This window comes from Capnocytophaga cynodegmi, from assembly GCF_002302475.1.
Classification (GTDB): Bacteria; Bacteroidota; Bacteroidia; order Flavobacteriales; family Flavobacteriaceae; genus Capnocytophaga; species Capnocytophaga cynodegmi.
Genome location: NZ_CP022378.1, coordinates 2,287,332 through 2,299,974, shown reverse-complemented (window position 1 = coordinate 2,299,974; position 12,643 = coordinate 2,287,332). Strand labels below are relative to the sequence as shown.

The window sequence follows — 12,643 nt, the reverse complement described above, 5'->3', positions numbered from 1 at the left end:
AGATTGATTCTACGAATGCTTTCGAAAATTGTTAAAACCTTGTTGAAAAGTTATTCACTCATAGTACCAAAATTAACTTGTATGGTTTTATCTTTGTCGGAGTTTGTATTGATTTTCATTTTTCACAAACAATAAATTGTAAGATAATTTGGAAAAAGATATTGTCCTTATTACAGGAGCTAACGGAATGCTTTCCAAACAATTAGCAACTCTGTTAAAATCAGAATATGAAATACGTTTCCTAACACGAAAAGTGCAAAAACCAAATGATTACCAATGGGATATTGACAAACAATACTTAGATGTGAAGAGTTTGGTTGGAGTGAAACATATAGTACATTTGGCAGGAGTTTCTATCGCTGAGGGGCGGTGGACGGCGACGCAACGCCAAAAAATAGTAGATAGTAGAATTCAATCAGCTGAATTTCTTTTAAAGAAGTTAAAAGCGGAGAACATCAAACTAAAGTCTTTCATAAGTGCTTCGGCAGTAGGATACTACGGAACAAAAACCACAAGTAATATCTACACAGAAGAAGCCTCTTACGGAAATGATTTTTTAAGCAATGTTTGTCTGCAATGGGAACAGGCGGCAGATGCATTCTATGATGTAGCAACACAAGTAACCAAGTTACGCTTTGGAGTAATCCTTAGCGCAAAAGAAGGAGCTTTACCTAAAATGTTAAAGCCGATATCTTTAGGTTTTGGGGCAGTTCTGGGAAGTGGCAAACAATATATTCCTTGGGTAGCTATAAATGATGTTTGCCGATTTATAAAACACTCCATCGAAAATTCACTCGGAGGAACGTACAATGTTGTTGCATCAGAAAGTGTTACAAACCGAGAAATGACATATCTTTTGGCAGAATGCATCAACAAGAAAATATATTTACCCAATATACCCGCTTTTTTAATAAAGTGGTTTTTTGGAGATGCTTCGGTCCTTTTACTTGAGGGAAGTCGAGTTTCTAATGAAAAAGCAAAACAAACAGGATTCATTTTTGAATTTGAATCACTTAAACCTTTCTTAAAAAAAGAATTAGACGCAATAGAAAAATAATATCTTTAGATAACTAATAAAAATAGAAAACAAGAAAAAATATAAAAAATCAATTAACACTAAAGAACAAATCAATATGAATGAAGAAACGAATATATGGTGGCTCAACGATGAATCGGAACAAATCCTCAATCGTGGTTATTTATTAAAGGGAGAAACTGTGGAAGGTGCAATTGACCGCATTACTTGTGCAGCCGCTCGTAGACTTTACAAACCAGAGCTACAACCCGCTTTCAAGGAAATGATTACTAAAGGTTGGATTAGCTTTTCATCACCTATTTGGGCGAATATGGGAACTGAGCGTGGCTTACCCATATCTTGTTTTAATGTCCACGTACCAGATAGCATCGAGGGGATTACTCACAAACTCGGCGAGGTCATTATGCAAACAAAAATTGGTGGAGGAACTTCAGGATATTTTGGAGAACTTCGCAGTCGTGGCTCGGCGGTTACTGACAACGGAAAATCAAGTGGAGCTGTAAGTTTTATGAAATTGTTTGATTCGGCTATGGACGTGGTTTCGCAAGGAGGTGTGCGTCGTGGTGCATTTGCAGCCTATTTGGATATCGACCACCCTGATGCTGAGGAATTTCTTCAAATAAAAGATGTAGGATTCCCCATACAAAACCTTTTCTTTGGCTTATGCGTTCCTGACTATTGGATGCAAGAAATGATTGATGGTGACCTTGAAAAACGCAAACTTTGGGCGAGAGTTCTTGAAAGTCGCCAACAAAAAGGATTACCTTATATTTTCTTTACAGATAACGTAAATCGCAATCGTCCTAAAGTTTATAAAGACAAAAATATGTTGATTCGTTCAAGTAACTTGTGTAGTGAAATTATGCTTCCATCAGGAGCTGATGAATCATTTATTTGTTGTTTGTCATCAATGAATTTGGAATTATTTGACGAATGGAAAGATACAAAAGCTGTAAAACTAGCTATTTTCTTCTTAGATGCTGTGCTTTCCGAATTCATTGAAAAAACTAAAGATAATTACTATTTGCAATCGGCTCGTAATTTTGCTATTCGTCACAGAGCTTTGGGCTTAGGAGTTTTGGGATATCATTCTTATTTACAGAAGAATATGATTCCGTTTGAAAGTTTCGAAGCTACACAATTCAACGCAAGAGCCTTTAAACATATTCGTGAAGAAGCCGACAAAGCCACTCAAGAACTGGCACACATTTATGGTGAACCTGAGCTTTTAAAAGGATACGGACGCCGAAATACAACCACAATGGCTATCGCACCAACCACCTCAAGCTCAGCTATTTTAGGGCAAGTTTCACCAGGAATTGAGCCTTATTCAAGTAACTATTACAAAGTTGGTTTGGCTAAAGGAAACTTTATGCGTAAGAATAAATATCTAACACAATTATTAGAAGAAAAAGGCATAAATAACGAGGATACCTGGCGAAGCATACGACTAAATGACGGCTCAGTACAGCACCTAACAGAACTTACACAGGAAGAAAAAAATGTATTCAAAACATTCAAAGAAATTTCACCAATGGAAATTGTAACACAAGCTGCACAACGTCAAGCCTATATCGACCAAACACAAAGTTTAAACCTAAACATTCCGTCAATAATGCCTATCAAAGACGTCAATAAAGTGATGATTGAAGCTTGGAAATTGGGAGTAAAAACGCTATACTATCAACGTAGTCAATCTGTTGCAAAAGAAATGATAATGAATTTTGTAAATTGTAGCAGTTGTGAAGCCTAAAAACAAAAAAACAGGGAATTGAAAATCAATTCCCTGTTTTTTTATTATCTATTTTTGCCTGAAATACACATCTATTGGAACCCCAGTAAAATCAAAATGTTCTCGTAATTTATTCTCTATAAATCGTTTATACGGATCTTTAACGTATTGAGGCAGATTTGCAAAAAATACAAACTGAGGCATCAGTGTAGGTAATTGCATACAATACTTGATTTTAATATATTTACCTTTAATGGCAGGTGGCGGATAGTTCTCTATAATAGGCAACATCACTTCATTAAGTTTATGTGTTGGAACACGTTTTGAGCGATTTTTGTAAACCTCAACAGCCGTCTCTATCGCCTTGTAAATACGTTGTTTATTAAGTGCTGATACGAATATAATCGGAACATCAGTAAACGGAGCTATTTCCTTGCGAATCAAAGCTTCATATTCTTTAGTAGTGTTATTCCCCTTTTCTACCAAGTCCCATTTATTTACTAAAATTATAATTCCTTTTCTGTTTCTTTCAGCAAGCCAAAATATGTTGCTATCTTGTCCTTCAAAGCCACGAGTTGCGTCAATCATTAAAATACAAACGTCTGAATTTTCAATAGCTCTGATAGAACGCATCACGGAATAAAATTCTAAATCTTCCTTAACCTTTGATTTTCTGCGAATTCCAGCTGTATCAACCAAGTTGAATTCAAACCCAAAACGATTGTACTTGGTATCAATCGCATCACGGGTTGTCCCCGCAATGTCGGTCACGATATATCGGTCTTCTCCTATCAACGCATTTATGAACGAAGACTTTCCTGCATTAGGACGCCCCACCACCGCAAAACGAGGAAGCTCTTCCTCTTGCTTACTTTCACGTTCCGGCAATACTTTTACCAAATCATCTAAAAGTTCACCACTTCCGCTTCCATTAATGCTTGAAAGTGTGTAAAGATTATCGAATCCAAAAGCGTAAAACTCCTGTGCGTCAGCAATACGATTGTTGCTATCTACCTTATTTACAGCAAGAAATATTGGTTTTTTAGAACGTCGGAGCAAATCAGCTACAGTTTGGTCCATACCCGTTACTCCATCTTCCACATTTACCATAAAAATTATGGCATCTGCTTCTTCAATAGCCAAATTAACCTGATTATCTATCTCCTTTTCAAAAATATCATCACTTCCTACCACATATCCTCCCGTATCAATAACCGAAAATTCAACTCCGTTCCAATCCGTTTTTCCATAATGACGATCGCGAGTTACTCCACTAACAGCATCAACAATCGCCTCACGGCGTTTAATAAGTCGATTAAAAAAAGTTGATTTTCCAACGTTAGGACGTCCTACAATAGCTACAATAGCACTCATAAATTCTTAATTTTGTGGGCAAAGATAATCATTTTTAAATGAATACAGAAACGTTTTCTCAAATACACATCAATAAACCTTATCAACCTCAGGCAGTTCATATCCTCCTAAAACCTCATCATTAGGCACATCACTCATTTCAAACGTTAGTGTACCGCCTTTGATAATATCTTTATGACTGATATAGAGTTTTTTATAAGGTTTCCCGTTGAGGTATATTGCCTTTATGTACTTGTTTTTATCAGAAAAATTTTCGGTTTTAATTTCAAACTTCTTGCCTTCTGCTAATTGAATTTGAACCTGTTTAAAATACGGATTTCCAAACATATATACGCCTTGTGCAGGGTTCACAGGATAAAATCCTAAGGAAGAAAACACAAACCAAGCCGACATCTGTCCGCAGTCCTCATTCCCGCAATGTCCATCAGGTTGGTTTTGGTATTGAGTTTTCAGAATTTGCTGTACAATCTCTTGAGTTTTTGAGGGTTTCGACACATAATTATACAAAAATCCAACGTGATGACTTGGCTCATTTCCGTGTGCGTACTGCCCTATCATTCCTGTGCTGAAAATGGGAAGTTTGTCCTCAGGAAGAGGATAATAACTGAACATTGAGTCTAATTTCTGTTCAAAACGCTCCTCCCCTCCTACTACGCTAACCAACTGAGGAATATTTTGCGGAACAAACCAGAAATAGTGCCACGCATTACTCTCGCAAAAATAAGGTGTATATTCCTTTGGAATAAAAGGACTTACGAACTCTCCATTACTATCTTTCGGACGAAGAAAAGTTGATTTTTTATCGTAATGATTTTCCCAATTTTTAGAACGTTGCAAAAAATACTCATAATCAGAAGTTTTCCCCAAAGCCTTAGCAAACATCGCAATGCACCAATCCCCATAGGCATACTCCACTGTTTTGGACACCGACCAGTTTTCGTGATGCCCATCGGTGGGAACATAGCCTAATTTCTTATATAAATCTATCTGACGCTCATCTACCATTGCACTCTCCTTACAAGCCTTGTATGCCAATTCTGAATCCATCGGGAAGCCTTTAAAATACGCATCAACCACCACAGGAACAGCGTGATACCCTATCATCATATTCGTTTCGTTACCTTGCATAGACCACACAGGAAGCCTCCCCGTTTCTTTGTAATGAGCTAAAAGCGACTGAATGAAATCGTTAGTGCGTTCAGGCTGGGTAATAGTAAAAAGTGGATGTGTAGCACGAAATGTATCCCACAATGAAAAAGTATCGTAACGTTTAAAACCTTCTGCTTTTCCTACCTGATTATCTGCTCCTTTGTAATTCCCATTAGGGTCACTCAAAAGGGTTGGACATAACATTGACTGATACAGCATCGTGTAGAAGATTGTTTTTTTATTTCGGTCATCGGACACGATTCGCACCTTTTGCAACTCTTTTTCCCAAGCATCATTGGCTTGTTTGCGGTATTTGTCAAAATCAAAATCACTTGTCTCTGCTTTCATTGAAGCATAAGCTCCTTCTATATTGGCGGTGGAAAGAGCTGTTTTCACGATTATTTGCTCATTCTGCTGCGTATTGTATAAAAGCTCTACTCGCGTATTCTTTCCTGTTGTAGGATTGGTTGTTTCCTTCTCATCATTAAAAAGAAAATAACCCGAAAAAGGCTTAGAAAACTGCATCACAAAATAAATCCGTTGGTCTTTTGCCCAACCAGTGGATTTGCGATACCCTTCGATGGTTGTATTATTCACTATGTTGATATGCGTATCTGTAGTAGCGTCCCAATTCATTGCAAACCCCAAATCAACATTAATTTTCGTTTGCTCATCTTTCGGAAACGTGTAACGATGAATACCAACGCGTTCCGTACTTGTAAGTTCCGCCTTAATCCCATAACTGAGTAAATCCACTGTGTAATATCCTGCTGTGGCGGCTTCCTTATCGTGACTGAACTTTGAAAAAGGCTTACGTGAATTTTCCTCAATACGTTCACTAAAACGGCTATTAGTCGGCATCACTAAAATATCGTACAAATCACCAGCACCAGTCCCTGAAAGGTGTGTGTGTGAAAATCCCGTAATAATGTTATCTTGATAGAAATAACCCGCAATCCTATCCCAACCAGGTATACCAATATCGGGGCTAAGCTGTACCATTCCGAAAGGAAGTGTAGCACCAGGGTAAGTATTGCCTGGACCATCTGTTCCGATAAACGGATTAACAAAATCAGTTAATTTTTCGTCAGGAATGATTTCAGAAGATTGGTTTTCTGTTCGTTGACAAGAAATAAATAGAATTACAAAAAGCAAGAAAATAGTTCTCATTACATCATCTTTTGAACAACAAATAAAATAAAAATATTTAAGATTTCAAAACATCTTCCGAACAAAAGTTCCTACTTTTATCCCTTCCCCATAACAAGAAAAGGCTCTCCTTTTTTGAAGGAAAACCTTTTTCTCGAAAATTGAATTTATTATGAAAGAATAATAACTTACTGCCCTAAAATATATGCAAAAATTAGTGGAGCAACAATTGTTGCATCGGATTCAACGATGAACTTAGGAGTGTCAATATCTAATTTTCCCCACGTGATTTTTTCATTCGGAACGGCACCTGAATAGGAACCATAACTGGTTGTTGAATCAGAGATTTGACAGAAATACGCCCAGAAAGGTACATCAGTCCATTCCAAATCTTGGTACATCATCGGCACGACGCAGATAGGGAAATCTCCTGCAATACCTCCACCAATTTGGAAGAAGCCTACACCTTTTCCTCCAGAGTTAGCTCTGTACCACTCTGTTAAGTACACCATATACTCAATACCTGATTTCACTGTCGAAGCCTTCAAGTTGCCTTTAATAACATTCGACGCAAAAATATTTCCTGTAGTCGAATCTTCCCAACCTGGGCAAACAATAGGTAAGTTACGTTCAGCAGCAGCTACAATCCAAGAGTTTTTCGGGTCAATTTCGTAATATTGTTCCAATACGCCTGAGTTTACCACTTGGTATAAAAACTCGTGTGGAAAATAACGTTCTCCATTCTTTTCTGCTTTATGCCAAACCTCTTCCAAATGCTTTTGCAAACGGCGGAAAGCCTCCTCTTCAGGAATACAGGTGTCCGTTACTCGATTGTAATGATTTTCAAGAAGTTCCCACTCGTCCTGAGGCGTAAGGTCACGGTAATTTGGTACACGTTTGTAATGCGAATGTGCCACAAGGTTCATCACATCTTCCTCAAGGTTTGCCCCTGTACAAGAAATAATATCCACTTTCCCCTGACGAATCATCTCTGCCAGTGAAATCCCCAGCTCGGCAGTACTCATCGCTCCGGCAAGAGAAACCAACATTTTTCCGCCTTCCAAAAGATGCGTTTCATAGCCCTTTGCCGCATCTACCAATGCTGCAGCGTTGAAATGCAAGAAATTCTTTTCTATAAATTGTGAAATAGGTCCTTTACTCATTTCTTTTCTATTTTTACTATTAAATATTGGGACAAAGATACACTTTTTTATATATAACACTACATTTGTTTCATACAAAAAGATACCAAAAACTATTTACTTTTTGCTCACCTTTGTAAGTTACTTGTATCTTATTTCATTTTTCTGTACACGGTTACTACGGGGTCAAAGCTTCTTTTGGTTGTTGTATGAGTTGTAAGTTTATCTCCTTCTACCAAAATTGATAAATTCTCATCATCATTAATATAAACCTGATTACCATCCACCCTGTACGAGCTGTTTTTACTTACAATCGTTTGACACTTTCCTTCTTCTTCAAAGGAAAGTGAATGAAAAACAAAATCATCACCAAACTGATAAAATGTTTTTCGTTGACAATCTGATAAAATTATGTTAGGTTCCTGCGCATCAGAACAGCTTTCCAACACCCAAACGCCTTGCATCATACTTTTAGTACTATTGTCCTTAGCAGAACAACCTATAAGCAATGTTATCATACTTAGTACTATACTCCATTTCTTCATAAACAATACGGATTTAATAAGTTATTGAACACCAAAACTATTATTCTTCCTTAGAATCTTTTTTTCTTCTTTTGCGAATGTTACTCAAAGCCTGTGCTATTTCGGTATTGATTTTATCAGCAAGATTTTTATAAAGAGCCTCACCACGAACGAAAGCATAGGAGTTAATCGCTTTAGCAAAATACTCAAAACTTTCTTGTGCTTCGATTCTGGCTACTTTGGATTTACCTGTTTCCTCTTCCGATTTTTGCTTGGTACGAGCGTTATAAATTTTCTCGAACTCCTCATTTTGTTTGCCCAAAAGTGTAAGCCAAGTATCTAAGTGCAATTCAGCAATGGTTGCCTTCAGATTTTCAGACTGATTGATGTCATTAATAATATTCCGAATGGAAGTAGTCTCAGCCTTATGCGATTGTCTGGTAATCTTTTTGCCATATTTTTCAATCTCATCAATAAGTTTTCTGGCTCTCCCTGCCTGAGCCTCATCGGGAGAAAGAAGATAGGCACGTATCACGGCAGTTAATGCTGTAAAAGTCTTATCTCTTACAAAATCAGCTTCTTCTACCGTTTTGGTTTGCTCTTTTGTAGTTTCCTTACTGGAAGAACTATCAAGTGCTTTCACTTTTTGTTCAAACGCTTCAAAAATAGCTTTTAGCTCCAATGCTTCTAAATCTTCTTGCTTGGCAAAAGTGCAGATATTAAGCAATACTTGTGTATACTCCTTTTGCCGTAATTCTTTAAGGTAAGTTGCCTTTATCATACTCATTATTTTTAGGATTGTTACGTAGGGCAAGGTAGTTATTATTTTCTGATTTTCAAAAGAAAAGAAGTTATTTTTATTTTATTTAACATCCGTAGAAATTATTTCCTTATAATTACTTTTATTACTCCCAGAAGGTACAATACAAAACCGAAATAGAAAAGCATCTGTCAGGCTAAGCAAAGTCGAAGACTTTATTCCCTACTCCTCAACTCCACTCGGAGTGACATTCTTCTGTTACAGAATTTTAGTATTCCCAAAAGGTACAATGTAAAACCAAAGCAGAAAACCATTTGTCAGGCTGAGTGAAATAGAATTCTTTATAATTTCTCCTCGACTCCGCTCGGAGTGGCAATAAAACGTTTCAGAATTTAGGTAATCTCGCATATAATATCCCCCACCCCCTTAAAAGGGGGAATAATTCTACTAGAGTGACACCAATAACGAAAAAAACCGACTTAAAAATAGTCGGTTTTATGCTTTTCCTTCATCTATGTTATTTCAAGAATATAGAAATTAGGAATAAAGATGCTTAATTTCTTTAATATGTATCTACTTTCTGAGCCAATCCGTCTTTATCACCACTTACTCGATGAGCTCCCACAGGCATTAATATGGTGTTGGAAGTATCGCCCTGCTTCCACGTAAGTACATAGGAAGAAGTGAAGTTTTTAATCCCCTCAGGAGTAACTTCACCCGAAATTACGGTAATATCAGACTTTCTAACTCCTTTTTCTTGACCAAAAACACGAGCATAAAGCGTGAACTTATTACCATTTCCGGTAATGTAAACGCCTATACCGCTACCATTAGCATCAGATGCTTTGTAATCCAAAATAGCGTGTCCGTTTTTCTGGATTGAAATTCGGTAACGATAGTCAGGCCAGATATGCCCTTTCGGGTGGCTATCCCCAGGGTAAGGTTGCATCAAAATATGAGGTGAAGACAAATAGATTCCCTCAATATTTGGCGGATTATTTCCTTCGTGAATAGCCATTCCTCCTTCTTTAAGTCGCTGGATTGTTTCAGATTTTATTTCAGAAAGAATTCTTTGCACCTCAACATCTACATCTGGTGTATTCACCGAACCCACATTAAGTAAAGGCAGATAAAACGTTCCTTCTGTGATAGTTGTCCCATCTGAGGTAAATTCAAACGTTCCTTTGATGGTTTTGTCTGTAACACTTTCAATAGAGAATTTCCCTTTTGAAGCATTGAATAATTCCTCCTTAGTTTGATATGTCGCTGTTATCGTTTTAGCTTCATTATCAATGGTATAATCTCCTAAGGCTTTCGGAAAATCAAAATGCTTGATGTCTATTCCTTGAACGAGTTTTTCTCCCCATCTGCCATACAAAAACAAAACTGCTTTTCCGTTCACTTCACCAATGGCTGCGTGATGCAAGATTGCTTCTGTTTTGTTTCCGTTTATTTTCGCTCTGAAATAATAGGTTCCTTCCGAATTATTACCCTCTTTGGTACAAGCGAACATCGTAATAATTACTGTCAACACAGTAAATAGCTTAAAGTAATGTGATTTTTTCATATCTTCAATTATTTTACGTTCAGGCAAATGTACAACTTTAGAAGCAAAAAAACTATTCTTTTGGGTTTTATTTTAGAAATAAAAAAATAAGTTTCAGTATTATCTTTTTAATACTGAAACTTATTTTGAATTTTGCTTATATGTTAGTTTAAGTAACTTATTACTTTACATATTCGTAATCTTTTGTTTGGTTTGCCTTAGCTTCTTGAACGTTTACCACCGCTCCTGCCGCATTGGTAACAAAAACGACTACTTTTACCTTATCTAAATCAGTATGTTGAAGCAATTTATAGCTAACCTGCTGATTTTCCTTAGTTACTTCTTGACCTTTCGTTAACGTACCTAACTCATTTCCTGCTGTTTTTCCATACACAGCTCTCAATACTTCATCGTGTTTAAAATTATGATTGTACCCTCCCTGTTCATAATCTGATTGACTATATATGAGATCATCTTGTGTAACAAAAATATGATATTTTAGTCCCTCAAGGTTTTCCGTAGTTTTGAAACTTACTGATACATTTCCACCAGTAGTATTTAACTGAGAAGAAATTTTTATCCCAATAGGAGACATTGGTGTTTTTTCCAAACGCTCAAAAATACGTGTTGGTGCGTTGAATGCACGGATTTCTTGGTTTCGGTTGAATATGAGCCACGGAAATCCTGTAAAGCTAAGATTAGGCAATCTTTTAAAGTGATTTATCAATCTATAACTTTCGATAATCTCCATAGGTTCTTTTCTGTTTCCATTGTGAATAGCAACTACAACAAATCTTTCTTTGAGAGGTGTATCTGCATTCTTGGCTCTTTGAAGTGCTCGTGTTACAGTTGGGCAGTATCCACACCACGTTCCTGTGAAATCTTCTACTAACACTTTATAAACAAAGGACTTATCACTTTGGTTAGACTGGGAATTATCATTGTCAGTAGGAGGGTTATTGGGGTTTGAACCCGAGTCATTATCATCTTGATTACCTCCTGTTTCAGGAGTTTGCTCAGTAGATTCTCCTCTTCTTTCTGTATCACCTAAAGAATCATCGGATTTACTACAAGAAATCACAAAAAAAGACGCCAAAACGGCAATCAAGCTAAATGTAAAAATTTTCTTCATTGTATATAATATTTAAACGCGGTGCAAAGATAGTTGAAAAATAAGTTTCAACATTAAAGATATAATACCAAAACTTATTTTAAATTGTGCTTACATATCAGTTCAAGTAACTTATTACTTTACATATTCGTAATCTTTCGTTTGGTTTGCCTTAGCTTCTTGAACGTTTAGCACTGCTCCCTCCTCATTAGTAACAAAAACGACTACTTTTACCTTATCTATTGTACCATTTTGAAGTAGTGTATAGTTAACTTGCTGATTTTCTTTAGTTACTTCTTGAGCTTTCGTTAACGTACCTAACTCATTTCCTGCCACTTCTCCGTATACGGCTCTCAATACTTCATCGTGTTTAAAACTTCGGTCATACCCTTTGTCGTAATCAGATTGTCCATAAATAAGATTATCCTGAGTAACAAAAATATGATACTTTAGTCCTTCAAGTTTTTCTGTAGTCTTAAAACTTACAGATATGTTTCCACCATCATCACCTAACTGAGAAGAGATTTTTATCCCAATGGAAGATGTTGGCGTCTTTTCCAAACGTTCAAAAATATGTGTTGAAGCATTACTTCTGTAAAGTTGTTGGTCACGATTCATTCTAAACCAAGGAAATCCTCCCTCAAATCTAATATTTTTAGGTAAAGTCCCAAAAAGACTCATCAAAGCTCTACTTTCAGTAATTGCCATAGGTTCATACCGTCCGTTTCCATTATGAATGGCAACTACAACAAATTTTTCTTTAAGTGGTGTATCTGCATCTTTAGCTTTTTGAAGGGCTCGTGTTACAGCGGGACAATATCCACACCACGTTCCTGTGAGATCTTCTACTAACACTTTATAAACAAAGGGCTTATCACTTTGGTTAGACTGAGAATTATCATTATCAGTAGGAGGATTATTTGGGTTTGAATCTGAGCTATTATCTCCTTGATTCCCCCCTCCTGTTTCACGAGTTTGCTCAGTAGATTCTCCTTTTCTTTCTGTCTTACCCAAAGAATCATCAGATTTACTACAAGAAATCACAAAAAAAGATGCCAAAATGGCAATCAAGCTAAATGTAAAAATTTTCTTCATCGTATATAATATTTAAATGCGGGGC

General features: G+C 36.6%; 10 protein-coding genes. 2 read left to right on the top strand and 8 right to left on the bottom strand.

Features of this window, described 5'->3' with window-relative positions:
- The first annotated feature begins 148 nt into the window (after nucleotides 1–148).
- Nucleotides 149–1,057 carry a TIGR01777 family oxidoreductase gene (locus CGC48_RS10160; RefSeq protein WP_098029477.1) on the top strand — a complete coding sequence of 303 codons (909 nt, stop codon included), beginning with the start codon at nucleotides 149–151 and terminating at the stop codon, nucleotides 1,055–1,057.
- A gap of 52 nt (nucleotides 1,058–1,109) precedes the next feature.
- The gene (locus tag CGC48_RS10155) at nucleotides 1,110–2,789 is read left to right on the top strand and encodes a ribonucleoside-diphosphate reductase subunit alpha (RefSeq protein ID WP_081615895.1); all 1,680 of its coding nucleotides are present in this window, start codon (nucleotides 1,110–1,112) and stop codon (nucleotides 2,787–2,789) included.
- A 48-nt stretch (nucleotides 2,790–2,837) separates the two neighbouring features.
- On the opposite strand, the gene der is transcribed toward CGC48_RS10155, so the two are convergent.
- From der to CGC48_RS10115, 8 genes are all read right to left on the bottom strand, one after another.
- Nucleotides 2,838–4,142, bottom strand: coding sequence for a ribosome biogenesis GTPase Der (gene der, locus CGC48_RS10150; RefSeq protein ID WP_098029476.1), 1,305 nt, complete (start codon nucleotides 4,140–4,142; stop codon nucleotides 2,838–2,840).
- A 69-nt stretch (nucleotides 4,143–4,211) separates the two neighbouring features.
- On the bottom strand, nucleotides 4,212–6,461 hold the full coding sequence (locus CGC48_RS10145) for a GH92 family glycosyl hydrolase (RefSeq protein WP_098029475.1): 2,250 nt from the start codon (nucleotides 6,459–6,461) through the stop codon (nucleotides 4,212–4,214).
- 167 nt (nucleotides 6,462–6,628) lie between these two features.
- Nucleotides 6,629–7,603 (bottom strand): deoxyhypusine synthase family protein, encoded by a 975-nt coding sequence (locus tag CGC48_RS10140; protein WP_013997600.1) that lies wholly within the window; start codon nucleotides 7,601–7,603, stop codon nucleotides 6,629–6,631.
- 131 nt (nucleotides 7,604–7,734) lie between these two features.
- Nucleotides 7,735–8,127: a lipocalin-like domain-containing protein gene (locus CGC48_RS10135; RefSeq protein WP_098029474.1), complete on the bottom strand. Its 393-nt coding sequence runs from the start codon at nucleotides 8,125–8,127 to the stop codon at nucleotides 7,735–7,737.
- Nucleotides 8,128–8,167: 40 nt separating this feature from the next.
- Nucleotides 8,168–8,887 carry a DUF6261 family protein gene (locus CGC48_RS10130; RefSeq protein WP_098029473.1) on the bottom strand — a complete coding sequence of 240 codons (720 nt, stop codon included), beginning with the start codon at nucleotides 8,885–8,887 and terminating at the stop codon, nucleotides 8,168–8,170.
- Nucleotides 8,888–9,428: 541 nt separating this feature from the next.
- A complete protein-coding gene (locus tag CGC48_RS10125) occupies nucleotides 9,429–10,433 on the bottom strand; it encodes a hypothetical protein (RefSeq protein ID WP_098029472.1) in 1,005 nt (334 codons plus the stop codon).
- 160 nt (nucleotides 10,434–10,593) lie between these two features.
- The gene (locus CGC48_RS10120) at nucleotides 10,594–11,544 is read right to left on the bottom strand and encodes an Omp28-related outer membrane protein (protein ID WP_098029471.1); all 951 of its coding nucleotides are present in this window, start codon (nucleotides 11,542–11,544) and stop codon (nucleotides 10,594–10,596) included.
- Nucleotides 11,545–11,658: 114 nt separating this feature from the next.
- The gene (locus CGC48_RS10115) at nucleotides 11,659–12,618 is read right to left on the bottom strand and encodes an Omp28-related outer membrane protein (RefSeq protein ID WP_098029470.1); all 960 of its coding nucleotides are present in this window, start codon (nucleotides 12,616–12,618) and stop codon (nucleotides 11,659–11,661) included.
- Nucleotides 12,619–12,643 lie beyond the last annotated feature (25 nt).

Bases quoted from the DNA above. Each gene is read 5' to 3' on its own strand.
- der (WP_098029476.1), bottom strand. From the start codon at position 4,142: ATGAGTGCTATTGTAGCTATTGTAGGACGTCCTAACGTTGGAAAATCA.
- CGC48_RS10145 (WP_098029475.1), bottom strand. From the start codon at position 6,461: ATGAGAACTATTTTCTTGCTTTTTGTAATTCTATTTATTTCTTGTCAA.
- CGC48_RS10140 (WP_013997600.1), bottom strand. From the start codon at position 7,603: ATGAGTAAAGGACCTATTTCACAATTTATAGAAAAGAATTTCTTGCAT.
- CGC48_RS10135 (WP_098029474.1), bottom strand. From the start codon at position 8,127: ATGAAGAAATGGAGTATAGTACTAAGTATGATAACATTGCTTATAGGT.
- CGC48_RS10130 (WP_098029473.1), bottom strand. From the start codon at position 8,887: ATGATAAAGGCAACTTACCTTAAAGAATTACGGCAAAAGGAGTATACA.
- CGC48_RS10125 (WP_098029472.1), bottom strand. From the start codon at position 10,433: ATGAAAAAATCACATTACTTTAAGCTATTTACTGTGTTGACAGTAATT.
- CGC48_RS10120 (WP_098029471.1), bottom strand. From the start codon at position 11,544: ATGAAGAAAATTTTTACATTTAGCTTGATTGCCGTTTTGGCGTCTTTT.
- CGC48_RS10115 (WP_098029470.1), bottom strand. From the start codon at position 12,618: ATGAAGAAAATTTTTACATTTAGCTTGATTGCCATTTTGGCATCTTTT.